This is a genomic window from Pseudomonas sp. B21-041 (genome assembly GCF_024748675.1).
Lineage (GTDB): Bacteria > Pseudomonadota > Gammaproteobacteria > Pseudomonadales > Pseudomonadaceae > Aquipseudomonas > Aquipseudomonas neuropathica.
The window spans coordinates 1092291-1114367 of record NZ_CP087175.1 but is presented as its reverse complement, the minus strand read 5'-3'; the positions used below and the strand labels follow the sequence as shown (position 1 = coordinate 1114367).

At 58.9% G+C, this 22077-nt stretch carries 21 protein-coding genes; 10 read left to right on the top strand and 11 right to left on the bottom strand.

Annotated features, from left to right (window positions below; all coding sequences use genetic code 11):
• Nucleotides 1-492: 492 nt before the first annotated feature.
• Nucleotides 493-1467: a D-glycerate dehydrogenase gene (locus LOY43_RS04790; protein ID WP_258709275.1), complete on the top strand. Its 975-nt coding sequence runs from the start codon at nucleotides 493-495 to the stop codon at nucleotides 1465-1467.
• Nucleotides 1468-1615: 148 nt separating this feature from the next.
• Nucleotides 1616-2125: a DUF2165 family protein gene (locus LOY43_RS04785; protein ID WP_123451815.1), complete on the top strand. Its 510-nt coding sequence runs from the start codon at nucleotides 1616-1618 to the stop codon at nucleotides 2123-2125.
• Nucleotides 2126-2144: 19 nt separating this feature from the next.
• Here the strand turns inward: LOY43_RS04785 and LOY43_RS04780 are convergent, their stop codons facing one another.
• Nucleotides 2145-3047: a DMT family transporter gene (locus LOY43_RS04780; protein WP_258709274.1), complete on the bottom strand. Its 903-nt coding sequence runs from the start codon at nucleotides 3045-3047 to the stop codon at nucleotides 2145-2147.
• A 139-nt stretch (nucleotides 3048-3186) separates the two neighbouring features.
• Here LOY43_RS04780 and LOY43_RS04775 point away from each other — a divergent pair, with 139 nt between their 5' ends.
• On the top strand, nucleotides 3187-4062 hold the full coding sequence (locus LOY43_RS04775) for an AraC family transcriptional regulator (protein ID WP_258709273.1): 876 nt from the start codon (nucleotides 3187-3189) through the stop codon (nucleotides 4060-4062).
• A gap of 12 nt (nucleotides 4063-4074) precedes the next feature.
• Here the strand turns inward: LOY43_RS04775 and LOY43_RS04770 are convergent, their stop codons facing one another.
• The 7 genes from LOY43_RS04770 to LOY43_RS04740 form a co-directional block, all read right to left on the bottom strand.
• A complete protein-coding gene (locus LOY43_RS04770; protein WP_099758041.1) occupies nucleotides 4075-4656 on the bottom strand; it encodes a hypothetical protein in 582 nt (193 codons plus the stop codon).
• A 126-nt stretch (nucleotides 4657-4782) separates the two neighbouring features.
• A complete protein-coding gene (locus tag LOY43_RS04765; RefSeq protein WP_258709272.1) occupies nucleotides 4783-7212 on the bottom strand; it encodes a TonB-dependent receptor in 2430 nt (809 codons plus the stop codon).
• Between the two features lie 206 nt (nucleotides 7213-7418).
• Nucleotides 7419-8408, bottom strand: a complete 990-nt coding sequence (locus tag LOY43_RS04760) for a FecR family protein (protein ID WP_095049804.1) — start codon at nucleotides 8406-8408, stop codon at nucleotides 7419-7421.
• Entirely contained in the window at nucleotides 8405-8971 is a 567-nt protein-coding gene (locus LOY43_RS04755; protein ID WP_095049803.1) for an RNA polymerase sigma factor, read from the bottom strand. The genes LOY43_RS04760 and LOY43_RS04755 overlap by 4 nt, the downstream gene beginning before the upstream one ends.
• A gap of 1 nt (nucleotide 8972) precedes the next feature.
• A complete protein-coding gene (locus LOY43_RS04750; protein WP_258709271.1) occupies nucleotides 8973-9299 on the bottom strand; it encodes a DUF3325 domain-containing protein in 327 nt (108 codons plus the stop codon).
• Nucleotides 9299-10885, bottom strand: coding sequence for a PepSY domain-containing protein (locus tag LOY43_RS04745; RefSeq protein WP_258709270.1), 1587 nt, complete (start codon nucleotides 10883-10885; stop codon nucleotides 9299-9301). Before LOY43_RS04745 ends, LOY43_RS04750 begins: the two co-directional genes overlap by 1 nt.
• Nucleotides 10882-11187, bottom strand: coding sequence for a DUF3649 domain-containing protein (locus LOY43_RS04740; RefSeq protein ID WP_016986986.1), 306 nt, complete (start codon nucleotides 11185-11187; stop codon nucleotides 10882-10884). The genes LOY43_RS04745 and LOY43_RS04740 overlap by 4 nt, the downstream gene beginning before the upstream one ends.
• 190 nt (nucleotides 11188-11377) lie before the next feature.
• On the opposite strand from LOY43_RS04740, the gene LOY43_RS04735 reads away from it, so the two are divergent.
• The 4 genes from LOY43_RS04735 to LOY43_RS04720 all read left to right on the top strand — a co-directional run bounded on the left by LOY43_RS04735 (nucleotide 11378) and on the right by LOY43_RS04720 (nucleotide 15883).
• Nucleotides 11378-11866: a sigma-70 family RNA polymerase sigma factor gene (locus LOY43_RS04735; RefSeq protein WP_095049800.1), complete on the top strand. Its 489-nt coding sequence runs from the start codon at nucleotides 11378-11380 to the stop codon at nucleotides 11864-11866.
• Nucleotides 11863-12795, top strand: coding sequence for a DUF4880 domain-containing protein (locus LOY43_RS04730; protein WP_220557904.1), 933 nt, complete (start codon nucleotides 11863-11865; stop codon nucleotides 12793-12795). Before LOY43_RS04735 ends, LOY43_RS04730 begins: the two co-directional genes overlap by 4 nt.
• A 90-nt stretch (nucleotides 12796-12885) precedes the next feature.
• A complete protein-coding gene (gene fecA, locus LOY43_RS04725; RefSeq protein WP_095049798.1) occupies nucleotides 12886-15219 on the top strand; it encodes a TonB-dependent Fe(3+) dicitrate receptor FecA in 2334 nt (777 codons plus the stop codon).
• 295 nt (nucleotides 15220-15514) lie between these two features.
• Nucleotides 15515-15883 (top strand): endonuclease domain-containing protein, encoded by a 369-nt coding sequence (locus tag LOY43_RS04720; protein ID WP_095049797.1) that lies wholly within the window; start codon nucleotides 15515-15517, stop codon nucleotides 15881-15883.
• Nucleotides 15884-16270: 387 nt separating this feature from the next.
• On the opposite strand, the gene LOY43_RS04715 is transcribed toward LOY43_RS04720, so the two are convergent.
• The gene (locus LOY43_RS04715) at nucleotides 16271-16675 is read right to left on the bottom strand and encodes an HPF/RaiA family ribosome-associated protein (RefSeq protein ID WP_095125420.1); all 405 of its coding nucleotides are present in this window, start codon (nucleotides 16673-16675) and stop codon (nucleotides 16271-16273) included.
• 199 nt (nucleotides 16676-16874) lie between these two features.
• On the bottom strand, nucleotides 16875-17822 hold the full coding sequence (locus LOY43_RS04710) for a LysR substrate-binding domain-containing protein (RefSeq protein ID WP_093436172.1): 948 nt from the start codon (nucleotides 17820-17822) through the stop codon (nucleotides 16875-16877).
• Nucleotides 17823-17957: 135 nt separating this feature from the next.
• Here LOY43_RS04710 and LOY43_RS04705 point away from each other — a divergent pair, with 135 nt between their 5' ends.
• The 3 genes from LOY43_RS04705 (at nucleotide 17958) to LOY43_RS04695 (ending at nucleotide 21344) form a co-directional block, all read left to right on the top strand.
• Nucleotides 17958-19334: an L-serine ammonia-lyase gene (locus LOY43_RS04705; RefSeq protein WP_258709269.1), complete on the top strand. Its 1377-nt coding sequence runs from the start codon at nucleotides 17958-17960 to the stop codon at nucleotides 19332-19334.
• Between the two features lie 86 nt (nucleotides 19335-19420).
• Nucleotides 19421-20722 carry a serine/threonine transporter gene (locus LOY43_RS04700; RefSeq protein WP_095049794.1) on the top strand — a complete coding sequence of 434 codons (1302 nt, stop codon included), beginning with the start codon at nucleotides 19421-19423 and terminating at the stop codon, nucleotides 20720-20722.
• Nucleotides 20723-21026: 304 nt separating this feature from the next.
• A complete protein-coding gene (locus LOY43_RS04695) occupies nucleotides 21027-21344 on the top strand; it encodes a DUF3509 domain-containing protein (protein WP_095049793.1) in 318 nt (105 codons plus the stop codon).
• Here the strand turns inward: LOY43_RS04695 and LOY43_RS04690 are convergent.
• Nucleotides 21341-21841, bottom strand: coding sequence for a phosphate-starvation-inducible protein PsiE (locus LOY43_RS04690; protein ID WP_026000737.1), 501 nt, complete (start codon nucleotides 21839-21841; stop codon nucleotides 21341-21343). The two genes, LOY43_RS04695 and LOY43_RS04690, sit on opposite strands and share 4 nt — an antisense overlap.
• Between the last annotated feature and the right edge of the window lie 236 nt (nucleotides 21842-22077).

Here is a 22077-nt window from a genome sequence, read left to right as displayed (position 1 = left end):
CCCTCGGGAGAGGGCTGGGGTGAGGGGCAAGAACACCACAAACCCAAAGCCAAGCGCGCCGCGCTCTTCACCACTCAACAGGATGAGCGTTAGCTCGGCTGCAGCTCTTGATCTGTAGGGCGACGTCGGAAGGCTGAGTGGAGGGATTGATCCGGGCGTGGGAGCGCAGCGACCGTTTGGCGAAGCCAAACACAGCGAGAGGAGGTGCAGCGAAGCAAACCGTAGACGCTGCGCCCGGATCAATCCCGGAGCGAAGGAACCCCGAGCCCCAGCGAGCGGGCCGCACGTAGGAGCAAGCGTTTTTTGCTTACTTTTTTAGGCGCTTGTAAAAAAGTGAGTCGCCGTAAGGGCGAAACCGCCAGCCGCAGCCCCCGAAGCAACGGATATACACCCAAAAACCCCAAGAACATGGTCGGCCCAAAGGCCGCCAAGACACCCCAAAACAAAAATGTTAGCGTGCTTGGTATCAAGCCCGAACAAGAGCCAAAAACGATGAAAAAAACTGTCCTGGCCTTCAGCCGCATCACCCCGCCCATGATCGAAAACCTCCAGCAAGAGTTCGACGTCATCGTCCCCAATCCAAAAGCCGGCGACATCAACGCCCAATTCAATGAAGCCCTGCCCCACGCCCACGGCCTCATCGGCGTCGGCCGCAAACTCGGCCGCACACAACTGGAAAACGCCGCAAAACTGGAAGTGGTCTCAAGCGTCTCCGTCGGCTACGACAACTACGACCTCGCCTACTTCAACGAACGCGGGATCATGCTCACCAACACCCCCGACGTGCTCACCGAAAGCACCGCCGACCTCGCCTTCGCCCTGATCATGAGCAGCGCCCGCCGCGTCGCCGAACTCGACGCCTGGACCAAAGCCGGCCAATGGCAAGCCAGCGTCGGCGCGCCACTGTTCGGCTGTGACGTCCACGGCAAAACCCTCGGCATCGTCGGCATGGGCAACATCGGCGCCGCCGTCGCCCGCCGTGGCCACTTCGGCTTCAACATGCCGATTATCTACAGCGGCAACAGCCGCAAGACCGACCTGGAACAACAACTTGGCGCGCAATTTCGCAGCCTTGATGAACTGCTCGCCGAAGCCGACTTCGTCTGCCTGGTGGTGCCACTCAGCGACAAGACCCGCCACCTGATCAGCCATCGCGAACTGGCGCTGATGAAGCCCGGCGCGATTTTGGTGAACATATCTCGTGGCCCGGTCGTCGATGAACCGGCGTTGATCGAAGCCCTGCAAAACAAACGCATTCGTGGCGCCGGCCTCGACGTCTACGAAAAAGAACCGCTGGCCGAATCTCCGCTGTTCCAGTTGAGTAACGCCGTGACCCTGCCGCACATCGGCTCGGCGACGAATGAAACCCGCGAAGCCATGGCCAATCGCGCCCTCGCCAACCTGCGCAGCGCCCTGCTCGGCGAACGCCCGCAGGATCTGGTCAACCCGCAAGTCTGGCGCGGATAAAAAAATACGGGCAAGTGCAACAACGCACTTGCCCGTTAGTTACTGCCATACACAACTTGAAATTGAACAACACACCAAATCAAATAACTGCATTATAAGCTCCATCTGGCCATCGAATCATCGACAAGCGCTAAGGAGAGCTAAAACCTTGAACACCCTGACCACCGAAAAACTTATCCGCTACAGCAAAGTTATATTGATGGCTTACATCAGTTTCTTTGGCCTGCTGGTGATGTTCCACAATTTCACCGACTATGGCTCAAACTACACTTACGTGGCCCACATCCTGAGCATGGACACCACCACAGCCAGTGAAACCCTCAAGTATCGAGCCATTGAATCGCCGATGATCCATCACCGTATCTACTGGTTCATCATCACCCTCGAAGTCACCTATACGGTGTTGTGCCTGATAGGTACCTATCAGCTATACCGCAACATCAACGCTTCCGCCGAGGTATTCCACGAGGCAAAAAAGTTCTCGATCATGGGTATACTCGCGGCCATCTTCATTTATTACGTGTGCCTGCAAACCGTGGGGGTTGAATGGTTTGACATGGACACTTCGCAATCATGGAACGCCAAGGACTGGGCACGACATATTGTTGACTTCATATTCCCGGTGATGATTTACATCACCCTGAAAGTCGAGCGCTGAAGTTCAGCGCTCGTTTATTTCAGGCCAACTTTCCCTGCACTGGCGCCGCAACTCTTTTCGGTTTACGAAACACCAGCACATTGCCCAGCATCACTAACACCAGACCGACCAGCGCCGGCGCTGTCCATTGGTACCCTTCAGCAAACGCCGAAACGTTGAGCGCCACCACCGGAAACAGCACCGTGCAGTAAGCCGCACGCTCCGGTCCCATGCGCCCGACCAGCGTCAGATACGCGGTGAAACCAATGACGGAACCGGGGATCACCAGATACAGCAGCGCACCGACGTAACGCGGGCTCCAGTCCATGTCGAATGGAATGCCTTTGACCAGGCACCACACCGACAACATCGCTGCGCCATAGGCCATGCCCCAAGCGTTGGTAGTCAGCGGTTTGAGACCGGCCTTCTGCTGCACACTCGAGAGCATGTTGCCCGCCGAGAAACACAACGTCCCGCACAGTGCCAGGCCGAGCCCCAGCAAGGTTTGCGGGCTGGCCTGATGCCCGACCAGTTCTGGCCAGAACAACATGCCCAGGCCGAACAGCCCCAGCGCACCGCCCATCAGCACATTGCGCGCGATGCGCTGACCAAAGAACACCCGCGCATTCAGCGCGTTCCACAGCGTCGCGGTGGAAAACACCACCGCGACCAGACCGCTGGGGATCCACTGACTGGCGGTCAGGAAACACATGAAGTTGACGCAAAACAGGCACAAGCCCTGCGCCACGCAGATCAGATGCCCGCGGCGGTTCATCGGTTGCAGGCGCCGACTGAGCAGCAACAGCGCAAACAGCACCAGCGCGGCGAGCCCGAAGCGATAGACGATCGACACCGGAATCGCCACCACGCCAAGCTGCCATTTCAGGGCAATCCAGGTGGTGCCCCAGATCAGCACGGTCAGCAAATACAACGACAGGTTCATGGCAGACACTCCTCGATAGGCCTTGAGTGTCTGCCCGAGCCAGGTTTGTGCGCTTGCAGATTCTTGCGCTTTTGTCTGGCGGCAGGCTGGCAGCGCGGTGTCTACGGAGTAGGATGCAAGGCGTTGAAGAGAACCGACCATGGCCGCCATCGATACCCTGCAAGTCTTTCAAGCGTTAAACAGCTCGCCCAATGCACGCCTTGTGCACAGCGCCGAGCTCGGTGACGGTTTGTCTGCCGCTTTGTGGACCAACCACCACGATGCGCAGGATTACGAAGCGCCCACCCACCACACGTTGTCCTGCTACATCGCCGGTGGCACCGGCACCTTTCGTCGCGATCAACCCGGGCAAAAAGGCGGGCCGGACAAGCTGTGCATCCTGCCGGCCGATCATGAATCGGGCTGGGTGATCAACGGTGATATCCGTCTCGCGCACCTGTATTTCAGCGCCGAACAATTCGCCCTTGGTTGCGTCACGCTGCTCGATCGCGAGCCCCGCGAAATGCAGTTGCGCGAGCAGACCTTTCTCGAAGATCCGCAACAGGCGCAACGCTTCCGACAACTGCTGACGCTGAACTGGGACGAACCCGCCGAACGCTTGCTGACCAGTAGCCTCGCCCATGAGTTGATCAGCCACACCTTGCTCAGTCAGGTCGGCGTGCGTCAGGGGTTGCGCTTAAAGGGCGGACTGGCACCGCATCAACGTCGGCAACTGGTGGAGTTCATCGACAACCAGTTGGCCGAGCCGATCAGCCTCGGCCAATTGGCCGGATTGTGTGCGCTGTCGGAATACCACTTTGCGCGGATGTTCCGTACGAGTTTCGGCCTGCCGCCGCATCAGTATGTGTTGGCGCGGCGCTTGAGTCGGGCACGGGAATTGTTGCGCGGGACGGCGTTGCCGTTGGGTGAGATTGCGCTGGCGTGCGGGTTTGCCAGCGCGAGTCATTTCACCAATCGGTTCAAACAGGTTTTGGGAGGAACACCTGGCGAGTATCGACAGGCGTTTTTACGATGACTTATTCCGCAATTACTCAAAGCTCTGCCATCGCCACAGCTCAAACGAATCAATATACGGTGTCCCAAAATAGACCCTATAGTAGATAGAAACACGCGCAATACTCGCTATTTCTTTGTCCAGCAGGGGTACCTGATAATCGATCCACCCGAGCTTGTTTTCGAAGCGTTTCAACACGTTTCCAGATGGCTCGTAAAACTCGATATGCGATACATTCTGGGTCGCAAAAACATCTAATGCAAAGCGCAAACGGTGAACTTTTTCAGGTTTCAGAACAATCCGAAGTTCGGCAGAATCATTTTCATTCTGGTGGTCACCGCTGCATTGAATCCCGGTCCCCTCGAACTGACCCTCCACATAACGCTGATCCGACTCAAACAAAATCGTCGACATAGAAGCGCCGTTTTCGCCACCGAGCGTTTGTAGAGAAAAATGTTCAAGATCCAGACTCGAAAAGTTCTCCGGTGAATCAGGCTTCACACCGTTGAAGTCTTCTTTCGCAATGAGCTTTAAAAAATAACCCTCGGCTCCAGCTACATGGTCATTTGACATGGCAATACTCTCTTCCAAAGATATTGAGAAGACAGTACACATTTAAATCCTCCCCAAAGCACCTGTCATAACTGACAGGTACTTAGATCGTTTTACAATTACCATGCAGTAGCTGAGAACGAAAATATCTATAAGGGGCCGCCGAAAAGCGCATTAACTTCTCTGTTCTCAAAACTCCAAGGTACTCGACAACGAAACCTGCCGCGAATCACCCATCGACACAAAGAACCGACTCGCCGCCGAGGTGTAGTACGTGCGATCAAACAGGTTCTTCACATTGAGCTGAAACTTGACCTTCTGCCCTTCGACCTTGGTGTCGTACGTGGCAAATGCATCGGCTACGGTGTAGCTCGGCAGGTCGAAATCATTCACCGCGTTACCCGCACGTTCGCCGACATAGCGCGCACCGGCGCCGACGCGCAATTGATCGCCGCCGATCACGCTGCCGAAGTCATACACCGCCGACAACGAACCGGAATTCTTCGCCACGTTCTGCAGGCGCTTGCCTTTGTAATCCGGGTCTTCGGTCACTTCGGCATCGGTGTAAGCGTAGCTGCCGATCATGCTCCAGTGGTCGCTCAACTGACCGGTCAGGTCCATTTCCAGACCGCGCGAACGCACCTCACCGGCCGCACTGTAAATCGTCGTCGGGCCTTCGGAATTGGCCACCAGCACGTTGCGTTTCTTGATGTCGAACAACGCGATATTGCCGGTGACACGCCCCGGCATGTCCAGCCGCGCACCCAGCTCCCACGACTTGGCTTCTTCCGGTGCGATGCTGCCGTCGAGTACGGTGCTGCTGCCACTCAGCGGGGCGATGGTCGAGTTGGGTTTGAACGATTCGGTATAGCTGCCGTAGAACGACAAGGCGTCGGTGTAGCGATACACCAGACCGGCGCGCGGCACCCATTTCTGCCCGTTGCTGTCGGTGTTGGCCTTGAACGGCACGCCTTTGCCGGCGTACTGGTCATACTCCTGAAAGCGTCCGCCAGCGACCAGAATCCACTGATCGTTGAGGTGAATCGAGTCCTGTATGAACACCGAATCGCTGCGCAGTTCATCGGTCTGCGCGCTGTCGGGGGCGCTGACGGTCGTACCGGCAACTTCACGGCCATACACCGGATTGAGGTAACTGAACGTGGTCAGGCTTTTCTGTCGGATCAAGTCCTCGCGGTAGATCTTGCGGTACTCGTCATCGACGCCGAACACCAGATCATGCTGCATGCCCAGCACGTTGACCTTGCCTTCGAGACTGGCGGTGGTGAAACGGTCAGTGCTGATCGCGTTCTGGGTGCCGTCCATGCTGCGGGTCAACGTGCCTTTTTTGGTGTCGATTGCAGTCACGCGGACCTGGCTGGCGTCGTAGGTCTCGCGGTTCCAGCTGTAACCGAAGTGGGCTTTCCAGTCGTCGTTGAGGTCGTGGTCGGCTTCAAAGTGATACAGGTCCGAACGGCCTTCCATGTTATTGAACGGCTCGTCGAGGCGCTCTTTGCGCGAGATGTCCAGCGGGTGATTGGTGCGTGGATCGATCAGCGTGCCACGGTCGAACGGCGTGAGAAATTCGCGGTGCTCGTAGGCGAACAACAGCTTGGTGCTCTCGCCGAACCAGGCCAGCGACGGGGCGATCAGGGTTTCACGGTGGGTGCCGAAGTTGCGCCAGTAATCTTCGTCTTCGTGGTCGAGCACCATGCGATAGGCCAGCCCGGAATCGCCCAACGGGCCGGTGCTGTCGAAGGTGCCGCCGCTGCCGTTCTTGCCCTCGCCGTAGGTCGAGCCGCGCAAGGTCAGCGCATTGTATTGAGTAAGTTCAGGCTTCTTGCTGACCAGGTTGACCACGCCACCCGGGTCTTGAATGCCGTAGAGCAACGAGGCCGGGCCTTTGAGCACTTCAACCCGATCGACCGTGGCGTTCATGCCACGCCCCTGCACGATCGGCATACCGTCGCGCATGATCGAGCCATTTCGGTTGTCACCGAAACCGCGCGTCATCACCGAGTCCTGAGTGCTACCCAAGGTGTTGCCCTGGGTGATGCCGCTGACATTGGCCAACGCGTCATCCAGATTGCGCGGCGCCTGATCGCGGATGACTTGCGCCGGGATGACGTTGACGGTCTGCGGGATTTCCTGAAGCGAGGCCGAGGAGCGCATCACCGAACTGGTTTCCGGTGGCTGGTAGCTCATCGATTCATCGCGGGTCGAGGTGATGGTCGTGGCGCCGAGATTCAGCGCACCTTCAGTAGGCTGAGGCTCCAGCGCCAGCGTGTGGCTGTCGGTGCGGCGGAAGTTGAGGCCGGAACCGCTGAGCAAACGTTGCAGTGCCTGTTCAGCACTCATCTGGCCATTGACGGCCGGAGCTGTAAGGCCGTAGGGCGCTTCGTCGGTGTAGACCACGCTCTGCCCGGTGACGCGGCTGAAGTCGCTCAAGGCTTGCGGCAGCGGTTTAGCGACCAGGGAAAAGTTGAACTGCTTTTGCGCCTGACTGCTGGCGGTTTCAGCGGCGAGCGCGACGCTCAGCGGCAACAGCGCCAATGCTGAAAAGCTCAGTGCCGACACGCCTAACCATTGTTTGACCGAACCCGATTTTGCCCTGGACTTCATTGCTCAATGACCTGTGTAGAACCGCAACGGATGCGAATGACTCGCAGTTTCAGTCACTACACGGATGGGGCTGATGTTTACCTCACCAACATTTGAAAATTATTTTTTGTGGTGTTCGATCGGGCGCCATCGCGAGCAGGCTCACTCCTACATTTGGAATGCGTTCCCCTGTAGGAGTGAGCCTGCTCGCGATGGCTTTAGCCGCCTCAGCGCAAAATAATCAGATGACCCAACACCTGATGCTGCTCAAACCCCATCACCCCTTGCAGCGAACTCAAAACCGCCTGCGGATCCTTGCTCGGAAAACTGCCACTGACCTTGCGCGCCGCCAGCTCATCGTTGAGCAACACAATCCGCCCGGGGTAATAACGGCGCAAATCCTCCACCACATCAGCCAGTGTCGACTTGTAATAAGTCAGCCAGCCCTGACGCCATGCCAGTTGCGCGTCGCTGTCCACCGAGTGAAGCTTTTGCGCTGTGCCTTCGCCGTAAGCAACCTGCTGGCCAGCGATGAGGATCTGTTGTTCACCCTCGCGATCCGCCGTCACACCAACGCGCCCCGACAACACCGTAACCTGCGCACCGTGAGGCTGCAGTCGCACTTCGAACTGCGTGCCAAGCACCCGCGCCTCGCCCTGCTCCGCCGCGACCACAAACGGATCCCCCGTATGTGTGACGCTGAAGAAACCGGCACCACGACGCAATTGCACATGCCGCTCGCCATGACTGAAATCCACGGCAATCGCACTGTCGCCATCCAGCGTCACTTGCGATTGATCGGCGAGTGTCACCGTGCGGATCTCACCGGGTGCCGAGACATAATCGGCGCCCAGGTCATCGATCCAGCGCTGCGGCTGCCAACCGGTGCCAAGGCTGATCATCAGCAACAAGCACGCGGCCATCGCCAGCGCGCCCGACCAGCGCAAAACGGGCGAATGACGCGGGCGGTCCATCGCATGAAGGTAACCCTGCAACGCGAAGGCTTCTTCATCGGCCAATGTTCGCGCCGGGCCTTCACTCAACTCCCACACAACCTGAGCCTGTGCGTAAGCTTCGGCGTGCGCCGGATCGGCACGCAGCCATTGGCTGAAGGTCAGTTGATCGCCCGCGCTCGGCCGGTCATGCAACAAGCTTAGCCAGGCGAACGCAGCCTGCTCTTGCGCGGGCGTGGGGATGACGGAATCGGATGGCTTCACGGTGCTTTCCCTGGCAGGCGTGGCGCGGGTTCGCGCAGGCTGGCCTTGCAGGCCTCGAGGGCGCGCATCATATGTTTTTCCACGGCACTTTGGGACAGGCCCATGGCTTTGGCGATTTCCGCATACTTGCGGCCGTGAATGCGATTGAGCAAAAAGATCTGCCGGGTGCGCTCTGGCAAGGCGCGCAACGCCGCTTCGACATACTTCAGATCATTGCCCGCTTCCAGCGCTGCTTGTGGTTCGCTGCCGTGGCTGTGCGGCTCGTCCGGTTGCCAGCCTTCGTTGACCCGCGTGCGCGTGCCTTCGCTGCGCAGATGGTCGATGGCGATGTTGCCGGCGCAGCGCAACAGATAGGTGCTGAGCTCTTCGACCTGCACCAGCGGTCGCCGCCAAAAACGCAGAAACAGATCCTGGACCAGATCCGCCGCCGTCGCCCGACAACCGACGCGCCGGTTTACCAGCGCTTCCATTTGCGAACGCTGGGACAGGAACACCTGAAGAAAATGCGCACGTGCCCCACGCGGCTCATCGTCGCGGGATTCCGGCGGCAGACCGATCAGCACGTCAGCACTGCGCCCATGCGGCGACCGGGCTGGCCAACAGGCTGACCCCGGCCAGCGCCAACGCCAGACGCGGGCGATACGGCAGCAACAAAACCAACACCAAGGCGCTGAGCATCAGCACGGCAAACCAGTCGACCAGGCCGAAGCTCCAGCCGTTGGCCTTCACCGCCGCCCAAAGCGACAAACACAGCAATAACCATCCGCCGACTTTCAGGCCCTGACGGCGACGCGTGGACGGTTTGTGACCGAGCAATTCATCGTGGTGGCGAGGCATCGACAGGCACAACGCGGTGAATCCGGCGTAGGTAAGCAACAAGGGCAAGAGCATCAGTTCGCCCCTTGTTCAAGGGTGATCGGCCGGGCCTGTTCGCGGCGGGGCTTTTTAATGCTGACGGTGTTGCCGGCGCGCTGCATTTTCCACGCGGCCCAAGCCAGGAACAAACCGGTTGCGAGGCACGTCAGATCAAAACCGGCCAATGCCCAATCCCTCTGCATCAAGGTAACGCCGAGATTCCAAGGGGTGGTCAGCGCATTGACCAGCGGCACCGCGACAAACAGGGCGGCGCTCAGGGTGAGTTGCTCAACCCAGGCCTTTCGTCCCGGACGCAGCAGCACGTGCAGCACACTCAAAGCCCAAGCGATAAAGAACGCATTCACTTCCCAATCTGCGCGCTCGGCGAGGCTCACTGGCAACAGACGATTGGCCAGGAAGAATACAGCCACCGCCGCAACCAACCCGGCCATGCTGGCGATGTTCAGCACTTCAACCAGCCGCAGTTCGAACGGCATCACGCCGCTCTTGGCATGTTTGAGTTGACGCTTGCCCAACCAGATCACCAGCCCGGTGCCGATCATCGCCGTGCCGGCCAATCCGCAAATGAAATACAGCCAACGCAGGAGCGGCCCGGCGAAGTGACCCATGTGCAAGCCATAGAACGCACCACCCACCGCCATCGCCATTGGCTGCTCCGGTGTGCTGCCGAGCATCTGCCCGGTCACCCCGTTGAACGTCACGGCACGGCCGAAATCATGCACCACGCGATCCCCCGCACGGGACAGCACCACCGTGGCATTGGCATCCCCCGGATTGCTCACCGACAGACGCGCCGTGTGGCCGCCCGACCATTGCTCGCTGGCCTTGCTCAACAGCGGCGCCATGGCTGCCAAAGGTGCCGCGATGTTGGCGCGCTCCGGGGTTTTCGACGCGGGGAACACTTCATCATAGAACGTGCGCACGTCACTGCCGTACGACGCGACGATGCTCGCCGGCATGACCATCGACATGAAAATCACCAGGCTGCTGTAGGTGATCATCAAGTGAAACGGCAACACCAGCACACCCACCGCGTTATGCCCGTCGAGCCAGGAGCGCTGACCCTTGCGCGGGCGGAACGTGAAGAAGTCCTTGAAGATTTTCTTGTGGGTGATGATCCCGGTGATCAGCGCGACGAACATCACCATCGCGGCAATCGTCGCCAGCCAGCGGCCCCACGGATAAGGCATTTGCAACTGGAAGTGGAAGCGATAGAAGAACTCGCCGCCCATGCTGTCGCGGCCCTGCACTTCGGCGCCGGTTTGCGCGTCGAGGGTTTTCGACTCGAAGCGCCCGCGCTCACCGGGATTGGCCGGCACTGGCTGCCAGCGCACGGTCAGGCCGGGATCTCGGGCATCAGGCAAATCGATCAGCCAGCGTGAGGCGCCGGCCGCGTGTTGCTGCAGATAATCCTGGGCCAGCGTCAGGCTCGTCTCGGCACTCACCGATCGCGCGGGGATTTCCGGCTGCATCCAGTGGCTGATCTCATCTTTGAAATAGGCCAGCGTCCCGGTCAGGAAAATCGCGAACAGCAACCAGCCGAACAGCAGTCCGGCCCAGGTGTGCAGCCAGGCCATCGCCTGACGAAAGCCCTCTTTCATGCCAGGCCCAATCCACGCGCCGCGCCGGAAATGGTCGCCAGAATCACACTCGGCACCAGCAAACCGACCCAGGCCGACCACGCCGTACGGCAGGCAAAGCACCAGAGCACGGCCACCAGATAGACCAGAAAGGAAATGGTCATGCCGGTCACCACCGCTTCGGCACGGCTCAACGGCAGCCACAGCGTCAGGGTGACACTGGCCAGCGCCGCAACGAGATAGCCGCCAAACACCGCCGCCAACACCCGTGAGGTGACAGCCAGACGATAGGACATGGGGAGTGTGGCGAGTTTGCCTTTCATGTTTCGACCCTGAAACGAAAAACGTTCGGCCGATGAGCCGAACCTACAGGCGAGCAATATTAATGATAAATATTCTCATGCGCAAAAGCATCTGATTGCCGGTTAAGCGTTTCGCCCCTTACAATGCGAACAGTTCTTGTTCTCTAACGCATACTCTCTACCGCGCCATCAAGCGCCCGGAGTAATACCGTTGTCGTCCGCCCATCCTGTCGAATCGCTCTATCAGGCCCATCACGGCTGGCTCATCAGTTGGCTGCGGCGCAAACTCGGCTGCCCGGACAGCGCGGCGGATCTGGCGCAGGACACGTTTATCAAGGTGCTGACCGCCCGCGAACCTCCGGTGATCATCGAGCCGCGCGCCTTTCTGACGACGTTGGCCAAGCGCGTTCTGTTCAATCATTACCGCCGTCAGGATGTCGAACGCGCTTACCTCGACACCTTGGCGCAGATGCCGGACATGGTCGCGCCGTCGGAAGAAGACAAGGCGATCATCCTGCAAACCCTGATGGAGCTGGATCAGTTGCTCGACGGTTTGCCGCGTCAGGTCAAACGCGCCTTTTTGCTGGCGCAGGTCGATGGCCTGACTTATCCACAGATCGCCGCTGAACTGGGCATATCCGTGGCCACGGTCAAACGTCATCTGAACAAAGCCGCCATGCGCTGCTACTTCGCCTTATGAACCGCGTGCCGGATTTCTCCTCCCAAGTGGCTGAACAGGCCGTACATTGGCTGATGGAAATGCAGCAGGGCACGCTCTCCCCGCGCCAGCAACAGGCCTGGCAACAATGGCTGGAGGCACACAGCGAACACCGCCGGGCGTGGGAGCATATTCAGCGGGTCAATCAGCGTCTGCGCGGTGTGTCGTCGCCGCTGGCACACGCGGCGTTGAACGGGCCGAAGTCCGGCAGCCGTCGTCAGGCGCTGAAACTGCTGCTGATTCTCGGCGCCGGATCGGCTGTCACCTGGGGGGTGCGTGAGCACAATCCATTGCCGTCGCTGCTCGCTGATTACCGCAGTCCGATCGGGCAACGGCGCAAGGTGGCGCTCGGTGCGGGCGATCAGTTGCAACTCAACACAGCCAGTGCCGCCGATGTGGATGTCTCGGCGCGACTGATCCGCTTGCTCGAAGGCGAAATCCTCCTGACTGCCGCGCAATCTTTCGAAGTGCGCACCGCTCAGGGCATTCTTGAAACTCACGGTGCACGTCTCAATGTGCGTCAGTTTGCCGATCGCACGCAGGTTGCGCTGTTTGACGGCCGCGTCGAACTGAGCAGCAATGGACGCGCGCCGATGCTGCTGCCGCTTGCACGGCAACTGAGTTTCACCTCGAAATCCATCAGCGAAGCCAAACCGCTGGATGCCAACAGCGGCGCCTGGGCCGACGGCATGCTGGTGGCCGCGCATATGCGTTTGGGCGACTTCCTCGATGAACTCGGCCGCTATCGTCGCGGCCAGCTCAATTGCGACAGGAACGTCGCCGACCTGCTGATTTCCGGGACTTACCCACTGGACGACAGCGAGCGGATTCTCGACCTGCTGGAAATCAGTTTGCCGGTGAAGGTGAAGCGCTTTACCCGTTACTGGGTGAGCGTCGAAGCGCGGGTTTAAAAAACATCAAAAATAAATGAGCCGTTTTTCAGATCTGGCGTGACAGAGAAGGAAAGCCCCCTTGATTCAACCTTCTCAGGATCATCCGACATGCACTCCACCCGCCTCACGCCACTGGCTCGTACCCTGCGCAATCTTGTCCTCGGCGCCAGCCTGAGTTTCAGTGCCCTGCCCGCCGCGCTGGCCGCTGATGCCAAGGCTTATCACATCGCGCCGTCGTCGCTGGAGAACGCCCTCAACCAGTTTGGCCGTGAAGCGGGCGTGCTGATTTCGTTTGGTTCGCAAGTCACCAGCGGTGTGCAAAGCCGTGGCCTGGAAGGCAGTTACACACCTGAGCAGGGTTTGAATGCATTGCTTGAAGGCACCGGTCTGCAAGCGCGCGCCGAAGGCAACAATGCGTTCAGCCTGCAACCGGTGGCGGATGCCGCGCTGGAGCTGGACACCTCGAAAGTCGTCGGCGACTGGCTCGGCGACGCTGCGCAAATCAATGTGTTCGAGCACCCGGGCGCGCGCGATGTGATCCGCCGCGAAGAGTTCGAACGCCAGGGCGCCACTCAGGCGCGGGATGTGCTCAATCGCATCCCCGGCGTCAACGCTCCAGACAACAACGGCACCGGCAGCCACGACATGGCGCTGAATTTCGGTATCCGTGGCTTGAACCCGCGACTGGCCGCGCGCTCGACCGTGTTGATGGACGGCATTCCGGTGCCGTTCGCGCCCTACGGCCAGCCGCAGTTATCGTTCGCGCCGATCAGCATGGGCAACATGGATGCCGTGGACGTCGTGCGCGGCGGCGGCGCGGTGCGTTACGGCCCGCAAAACGTCGGCGGCGTGGTCAACTTCGTTACCCGGGCGATTCCTGACGAGCCAACGGTCAAGGGCGGCTTCCAGACGGAAACCAGCCCATCGTCGAGCCACGACGGCTTCAAGACCAGCGCCAACCTGCTGGCCGGCGGCACTAACGCCAATGGCCTCGGCGGTGCGTTGCTCTACTCCGGGACGCGCGGCGGCGACTGGCGCGAACACAGCGACACTGAAATCGACGACCTGATCCTCAAGGGCAAATACCAGCTCGACGAAGCCAATAGCTTCAACGCCATGGCCCAGTATTACGAAGGCAAGGCTGACATGCCCGGCGGTCTGAACGTGGCCGATTACGACGCCGATCCGTATCAATCGACGCGTCCGAAGGACCAGTTCTGGGGCCGCCGCACGATGTTCAATTTCGGCTATCGCTATCAGGAAGATCGCCGCGAATTCACTGCCAACACGTTCTTCACCAAGACCTTGCGCAGCGGTTATCTCGATCAGGGCACCTTCCTTTCGCTGTCGCCGCGCGAGTATTGGGTGCGTGGCCTGGAAACCCGATTCGCCCAAGGTTTCGACCTCGGCCCGACCAGCCATGAAGTCGGCGTCGGCTACCGCTACATCAACGAGGCCGGTCACGAACTGCGCTATCGCACGCCGATCAGCAGCAACCAATACCCAACCACCAACAGTCGCAATGACCGCGACACCCGTGGCGGCACCGAAGCCAATGCGTTCTTCGTCGACGACCGCATCGACATCGGCAAATGGACCATCACCCCGGGCGTGCGCTACGAGATGATCGAGTCGCAGCAGACCAACAACCTGACCAACGTCAAATACAAGGGCGACTACAACACCGCACTGCCAGCGTTGAACGTGCTCTATCACCTGACCGACAGCTGGAACCTGTACGCCAACACCGAAGGCTCGTTCGGCAGTGTGCAATACAGCCAGATGCCCAACCGGGTGACCAGCGGCGAAGTAAAACCGGAGAAGGCGCGTACGTGGGAACTCGGCACGCGGTATGACAACGGCGCGTTGCGCGCGGAAATCGGCGCGTTCCTGATCAACTTCGACAACCAGTACGAAAGCAACCAGACCAACGATTCGGTGATCGCCCGTGGCGAAACTCGCCATCAAGGGATCGAGACCAGCGTCAATTACGCGCTGGATGACTTGAGCCCGGCGCTCGCCGGCTTCGATGTCTACGCCACTTACGCTTATGTTGACGCGACTATCCGCGAAGACGGACCAAACAAGGGCAATCGCGTGCCGTTCTCGTCGAAACACAAAGGCACGATTGGCGTGGGTTACACCGAAGGACCGTGGAAGCTGAATCTCGACAGCAGCTTCCAGAGCGACCAATTCGCCGACAACGCCAACACCTCGAAGGAAAGTGCTGATGGCAGCACTGGCAAGATCCCCGGTTACATGCTGTTCAGCAGCCGCGCGGGGTATGACTTCGGGCCGCAGTTGTCGGACTTGAATGTGGCGGTGGGCGTGAAGAACATCTTCAACACGCAGTACTTCACGCGCTCGTTTGATGACAACAACAAGGGCAAGTATGTGGGTGAGCCGCGTACGGTGTACGTCCAGACTTCTGTAGCGTTCTGAGGATTGAAAAGCCCCTCATCGGAACGCCGCCCGCCTAGCCCTCTCCCTGAGGGAGAGGGTACTGATTGGGGGATGCTTGCGAGGTACGCCGACCTGAACGTGCTGTGCCGAATCCATAATCGACTCGACCTGAAACCGCTTTGCCGAATCCATAATCGACTCGGTCTTTCAGGTCGATGTACCCCGCAATACGACTCGGTCGGCCCCCTCTCCCTCCGGGAGAGGGCTGGGGTGAGGGTCAGCGGGTCATGGTCTACAGTAAAACTTCAAACCAACTTCACAAGGATCGTGAAGCATGCAAACTCGCCCCACCCTCGCCCAATTCGCCCGCCATCTACGAGTCAATCAAACCGACTGTGAACACCTGCTCTGGCAAAAACTCCGCTCCCGCCAAATCGCCAATCTGAAATTTCGTCGGCAATTTCCGTGTCCGCCTTACGTGCTGGATTTTTACTGTGCGGAGTTGAAATTGGCGATTGAGCTGGATGGCGGTCAGCACTTTGAAACGCAGGGACTGATTCATGACCAACGCCGGACGCACTATCTGAATCAGAAGCGCATTGAAGTCGCGCGCTTCAGTAATCTCCAGGTGATCCAGCAGATGGACGATGTGCTGGAGCAGATCATAAGAACTGCAGCGAATCGAAAAATGCCCTCACCCTAACCCTCTCCCAGAGGGAGAGGGGACTGACCGGGGGATGCTTGCGAGCTACGCCGACCTGATTCTGCTTTGCCGAATCCATAATCACTCGGTCTTTCAGGTCGACGTACCTCTTCAGACACCTCGGTCGGCCCTCTCCCGTAGAGAGGGGGGACTGATTGCGGGATGCTTCAGAAATACATCAACCTGAAGTGCTTTGCCGAATCCATAGTCGACGCTGTCTTTCAGGTCGATGTAACCCGCAACACACCTCGGTCGGCCCCCTCTCCCGGAGGGAGAGGGCTGGGGTGAGGGGCCGCGCTCTTGTGCCTTGCGCAAAAATCCGCCGCAAACAAAAACGGGCCTGCTTTCGCAGGCCCGCTCTCATTGGGTGGCTATAAAATCAGCGCATCAACTGTTGATCGCTGCCTGTTCATTCTCAAGAAATTCTTCCTCCAGCAGAGCGTCATTCGCCTTGCTAAATGGCACCACAGCGGCACGTGGTTTACCTCGCAGTTTGCCGAAAAGGTGCTCCAGGGCGTGCTCGAGTTTTTCGGCAGCGCCGTCGATCGCCAGTTCCAGCGAATCGGCTTTATGGGTCACGGAAATCGGTTGATGGCCTTTTGGCCGCGCTTCCAGTTGGCAGCGCAAGTCATGGGGACCTGGTTTGTCACCGTTCTCGTCGCTCAGGTGGACTTCGACACGGGTCAGGTCTTCTTCATAACGTTCGAGCGTGCTCTCAATGGTTGTACGTACCCACTCCTCCAGTCGTTGACTACTTTGAATATGGTTATCGCTGTTGACTTGGATTTGCATAGTTCATCCCTTATTTCAGCTAGCTCGTGAGAGGCCTTGAGTTGAATTTCCTGACCTCCTGGTTACAACAATCGGCCCGACCGACGAACATTTCAACCCCTGAAAAAAGATAAATATTCATTCGCAAAAAAGCCGGACAACCGAGCAAAGCACTGGTAAGGTCGGGAGTTGGGTCGCCTCACACCCCGGCAAAATTTGCTCACAACTGCCCGTCGTTCAACGGGTGCAAACTGCGAAATATCCCCGCCTCCTCGACCAGCCAATCATGCACCGCACGCACACCCGGATGGCTTAAAGCCCCCGGTGCATAGAGCAACACATAGCGTTTGTGATTAGGCACCGACAGGCCAAACGGCACAATCAACGTCCCTCGCTCCAATTCATCGTTAAGCAAGGTGCGGCGGGCAATCGCCACGCCCATGCCGGCAATCGCCGCTTCGATGGTCAGATGATTGCGATTGAAGGTATGCCCACGCCGTACGTCGGCGCCCTCAAAACCAATCGCGTTCAAATAGAATTCCCATTCCGCGTATTCATAACTGCCACGCCACGCGGTGATGTCGTGCAGTACCGGGAAATGCACCAGATCCGCCGGCCCGTGCAACGGTGGTCGCCCGCGCAACAGGCTCGGTGCGCACACCGGGAAAATCTGCTCGTCGAGCAAGGCTGTGGATAACAATCCCGGGTAACTGCCGTCGTTCAAATCGATCGCCAGATCAAAATCGCCTTCGTGCAAGGGCACGCTGCTGTCCTCTGCCACCAAACGCAACTGAATGTCCGGATAGCGTTGCTGCAGGCGTGGCAAGCGCGGCGTCAGCCACTTGCTGAGGAACGACGGAATCGAGCGCACTCGCAAAATCCCGCTGATCATTCCGGCATCAAGTCGACGCAATTCGGCATCGATGCTGCCATATGCCTCGTTGACGGTAATCGCCAGCCGCTGCCCCTCCGCACTCAGCTCCACACCACGCGCGCGCCGATGAAACAGACGGAAACCAAGTCGTTCTTCAAGTTGGCGAATTTGCTGACTGACCGCCCCCGGGGTGATGTGCAGCTCTTCGGCACAACGGGTGAACGACAGGTGCCGCGCGGCACAGGAAAACACCTGCAGCCAGACATAGGTCTGCGCATGCAATTGACGACTCATCGTTTAGTCCTGCTAAAGGCTTACTTAGGAAGTTTCGTTAGTCACGTAGGACCGAGGTAGGCAGTATCGCCGACATTGCGCTTGTCCTACAAAAAATGGCAGCGATTCCTACTCCATTGCTTGTAAGGGTTTAGCATGGCTATCAGTGTTTTCGATCTATTCAAAGTCGGCATCGGCCCGTCCAGTTCCCACACCGTAGGCCCGATGCGCGCCGCTGCGACCTTCGCTCAGGTGCTGATTGATCAACGTTTATTGAACGATGTGCGCCGTGTGGAAATCCGTTTATACGGCTCACTGTCGGCCACCGGCGTCGGGCACGCCACCGACCGCGCAACGGTGATGGGCCTGATGGGCGAATGGCCGGACAGCATCGATCCGGCGACCATCGATTCACGTATCCAGCAACTGCGCGAGACAGGCCAACTGTCCCTCGCCGGTCAGAGAGAAATTGCCTTCGACTGGCAGCGTGATCTCCTGCTGCTGGATGAGAGCCTGCCCTACCACCCCAACGCCATGTCGCTGACAGCCTTTGGCGAAACGGCCGAGCTGTTCGAGCAGACCTATTACTCGGTTGGCGGCGGTTTCATCATCGAGGCGGCAGAAGCCGAGTCCGGTGTCGCCCCGGCGAATGAAGTGGTGTTGCCGTACGATTTCTCCAGCGCCGCCGAACTGCTGTCGCTGTGCAAACAGCACAACCTGCGCGTCTCCGAGCTGATGATGGCCAACGAACGCGCGTGGCGCACTGACGCGGAAATCCGCCAGGGCCTGCTGCACATCTGGTCGGTGATGCGTGAGTGCGTTGAACAGGGCCTGCGCCACGAGGGGATTCTGCCCGGCGGTCTGAATGTGCCGCGTCGTGCAGCGAAATTGCATCGCAGCTTGTTGGAAATCGGCAAGCCGAACGTGATCAGTTCCACTCTGTCGGCAATGGAATGGGTCAACCTGTTCGCCCTCGCCGTCAACGAAGAGAACGCCGCCGGCGGGCGCATGGTCACCGCGCCGACCAACGGTGCAGCCGGAATCATCCCGGCCGTTCTGCACTACTACATGAAATTCAATCCGGACGCGTCTGACGATGATGTCGTCGCTTTCTTTCTGGGCGCGGCTGCTGTCGGCATTTTGTGTAAGAAAAATGCTTCGATCTCCGGCGCTGAAGTCGGCTGCCAGGGCGAAGTCGGTTCGGCCTGTGCGATGGCCGCTGCTGGCCTGGCCGACGTGCTCGGTGCCACCCCGGAACAACTGGAGAACGCCGCCGAAATCGGCTTGGAACACAACCTTGGCCTGACCTGCGACCCGGTCGGCGGCCTCGTACAGGTGCCGTGCATCGAGCGCAATGCCATCGCCGCCGTGAAAGCGATCAACGCCACGCAAATGGCCCTGCGCGGCGACGGCAAACACTTCATTTCCCTCGACCGGGTGATCCGCACCATGCGCGACACCGGCGCCGACATGCACGACAAATACAAAGAGACTTCACGGGGCGGCCTGGCCGTGAGCTGGGTGGAATGCTGAGGCCCATTCCCTGACCGCCCCGGCAGGCCGCACAAAGCCGCCTGCCAACCGTGAGCCCGAGCAAAAATAATAACGAGGCGATACCGATGACCGATGTACGTACACCTGCTGCCGAAAATCCCGCTGTAGACCGCACACGCAATGCAGAAACGGCCCACAAGGGCTGGAACAAATTCGACACCACCTGGATGCTCGGCCTGTACGGCACTGCGATCGGTGCTGGCACCTTGTTCCTGCCGATCAATGCCGGCGTCGGCGGTTTCTGGCCTTTGCTGATTCTCGCCGTACTGGCTTTCCCGATGACGTTTTTTGCCCACCGTGGTCTGACCCGTTTCGTGTTGTCCGGGCGTTCCGGGGACATCACCGAAGTGGTCGAAGAACACTTCGGCATCGGTGCCGGCAAGCTGATCACGCTCCTGTATTTCTTCGCGATCTTCCCGATTCTGCTGGTGTACAGCGTGGCGCTGACCAACACCCTGAGCAGTTTCCTCGAACACCAATTGCACATCACTCCGCCACCACGGGCGATCCTCTCGCTGGTGTTGATCCTCGGTTTGATGGCGATTGTGCGCTGTGGTCAAAGCGTCATCGTCAAAGCCATGAGCGTGCTGGTTTATCCATTTGTTGCCGCATTGCTGCTACTGGCGCTCAGCCTGATTCCAAACTGGAACGGTGCGTTTTTTGCCAGTGCCCAAGAAGCCATGCCAATGTCCGCTTTCTTCAAGACAATGTGGCTGGCGATTCCGGTGATGGTGTTTTCATTCAACCATTCGCCGATCATTTCCGCGTTCGCGGTTGAGCAGAAACAACGTTACGGCGAGCAGGCCGAACGCAAAAGCAGCGGCATCCTCGCTATGGCTCACGGCATGATGGTCGTCACGGTGATGTTCTTCTGCTTCAGCTGTGTGCTGGCGCTGTCGCCGGCGGATCTGGCAGCGGCCAAGGCGCAGAACATTTCGATCCTGTCGTACCTGGCCAACCACTTTCAGACCCCGGTCATCGCTTACGCCGCGCCGCTGATTGCGCTGGTGGCGATCACCAAATCCTTCCTCGGCCACTACATCGGCGCCAGTGAAGGCTTCCAGGGCATGATCGTGAAAAGCCTGCGCAGCCGTGGCCGGGTGATGTCAGCGAGCTGGCTGAACCGTGCGACCGCCGTGTTCATGATCCTCAGTTGCTGGGCCGTGGCAACGTTCAACCCGAGCATCCTTGGCATGATCGAAACCCTCGGCGGGCCGGTGATTGCCTGCCTGTTGTTCCTGATGCCGATGTACGCCATCCGCCGCGTGCCGGCCTTGCGCCAGTATTCGGGGCAGGTGTCCAACGTGTTTGTGGTGCTGATCGGCCTGATTGCACTGTCAGCGATCATCTACTCGGTTCTGCCCTGAAAACGGGCCATTAAAAAAGGCGAGCCGCGTGGCTCGCCTTTTTAATCCCCGTGTTCATTGTTCGACAATTTTCCCGGCACAGCCCTTGCTACATACCTTTAGGAGCTGCCGCAGGCTGCGATCTTTTGCTCTTCGTGACCGAAATCAAAACACTGAAGAGCAAAAGATCGCAGCCTCGTTTCCTCGACAGCTCCTACATGAAAGCAACAAATACAGGCCACGGAATGGCCGATGATCCGGTTGGGCGAACCAACCCGATCACGGCCGGTCAACAACTGCACGTTCAATCAGGCGGTGACGCATCATGGACAATCCTTTTCAGATCATTACCGATGCCTTTGCGCCGGACTATCAGATCAACCTGAGCATTCAAGGCCTGGACGGCAGCATCATGCTGACCCTGTCCAACAGCGGCCGGATCGTGGCCAAGCGCATGATCAGCGCCGAGCAGCGCAACGACCCCGTGCGCCTCAAGCGTCTGGTGCAAAGCATCCAGTTCGGCATTGCCATCGAGCAAGGCCACAGCGCCATGGCAATCCTCGAAGCGATGACCAGCGGCGACGGGCTGACCCCGCCACCACCACGCCTCATCGGCCAGCCCGGGCAAGCAGCCGGGCTTTAAAGCTCGCCCTTCTCGACTTCCGGATGTTCGCTGGAACCGGCGCCAAGTTTGCGCTGCGGTTTCTCGATCTTCACCGAAGGAAATTGTGACGAGGCGTAACGCACCACAAGAATCGAGAACGCCAGCAACAGAATGCCGCCGCACAGGTAGATAATGCCCATGTCCGGCGGGTTGTGGTGCGAGACGTTGGAGATCAGCAAACGGGTCAGCGCGGTGATCGCCACGTAGATCAGGAAGCGCACCGGCATGTGGTTGGTCTTGAAATAAATTCCGACCATCGCCCCAAGTTCGAGATAGATGAACAGCAACAAAATGTCATCGATCTTGATGTGGCCTTCCTCGAGCATCCCGAGAAACTCCATCACCGCCGCCCACGCCGTCACCGCACCGATGGCGAACAGCGCCAGATAGTGAAAGGTTTCGACGAACAGGTTGCCCAGGGACTCGGCCAGTTGATGCACGTTTTGCCGCAGTTTCTCGGCCCAGTTGATTTTCACGATGATGTTCCTTAGCTCGAATGCGAGCGGATGATGCGTGTTGGACGTGACGGTTTTCTGCACGTAACGGTTTTCATGCAGAAAAGAGGCCACGCCATCATGGCGAACCGCCGCCAGACCCGCGCCGTGGCGTTTGGTCGCACCGCTGTGCTTTTGTGGGAGCGAGCCTGCTCGCGAATGCAGCGACACGGTCGGCCTGACAAACCCGAAATCCGGTCTACATTGAAAAGCCACTA

Bases quoted from the DNA above. Each gene is read 5' to 3' on its own strand.
- LOY43_RS04790 (WP_258709275.1), top strand. From the start codon at position 493: ATGAAAAAAACTGTCCTGGCCTTCAGCCGCATCACCCCGCCCATGATC.
- LOY43_RS04780 (WP_258709274.1), bottom strand. From the start codon at position 3,047: ATGAACCTGTCGTTGTATTTGCTGACCGTGCTGATCTGGGGCACCACC.
- LOY43_RS04775 (WP_258709273.1), top strand. From the start codon at position 3,187: ATGGCCGCCATCGATACCCTGCAAGTCTTTCAAGCGTTAAACAGCTCG.
- LOY43_RS04770 (WP_099758041.1), bottom strand. From the start codon at position 4,656: ATGTGTACTGTCTTCTCAATATCTTTGGAAGAGAGTATTGCCATGTCA.
- LOY43_RS04765 (WP_258709272.1), bottom strand. From the start codon at position 7,212: ATGAAGTCCAGGGCAAAATCGGGTTCGGTCAAACAATGGTTAGGCGTG.
- LOY43_RS04750 (WP_258709271.1), bottom strand. From the start codon at position 9,299: ATGCTCTTGCCCTTGTTGCTTACCTACGCCGGATTCACCGCGTTGTGC.
- LOY43_RS04745 (WP_258709270.1), bottom strand. From the start codon at position 10,885: ATGAAAGAGGGCTTTCGTCAGGCGATGGCCTGGCTGCACACCTGGGCC.
- LOY43_RS04740 (WP_016986986.1), bottom strand. From the start codon at position 11,187: ATGAAAGGCAAACTCGCCACACTCCCCATGTCCTATCGTCTGGCTGTC.
- LOY43_RS04730 (WP_220557904.1), top strand. From the start codon at position 11,863: ATGAACCGCGTGCCGGATTTCTCCTCCCAAGTGGCTGAACAGGCCGTA.
- fecA (WP_095049798.1), top strand. From the start codon at position 12,886: ATGCACTCCACCCGCCTCACGCCACTGGCTCGTACCCTGCGCAATCTT.
- LOY43_RS04720 (WP_095049797.1), top strand. From the start codon at position 15,515: ATGCAAACTCGCCCCACCCTCGCCCAATTCGCCCGCCATCTACGAGTC.
- LOY43_RS04715 (WP_095125420.1), bottom strand. From the start codon at position 16,675: ATGCAAATCCAAGTCAACAGCGATAACCATATTCAAAGTAGTCAACGA.
- LOY43_RS04710 (WP_093436172.1), bottom strand. From the start codon at position 17,822: ATGAGTCGTCAATTGCATGCGCAGACCTATGTCTGGCTGCAGGTGTTT.
- LOY43_RS04705 (WP_258709269.1), top strand. From the start codon at position 17,958: ATGGCTATCAGTGTTTTCGATCTATTCAAAGTCGGCATCGGCCCGTCC.
- LOY43_RS04700 (WP_095049794.1), top strand. From the start codon at position 19,421: ATGACCGATGTACGTACACCTGCTGCCGAAAATCCCGCTGTAGACCGC.
- LOY43_RS04695 (WP_095049793.1), top strand. From the start codon at position 21,027: ATGGACAATCCTTTTCAGATCATTACCGATGCCTTTGCGCCGGACTAT.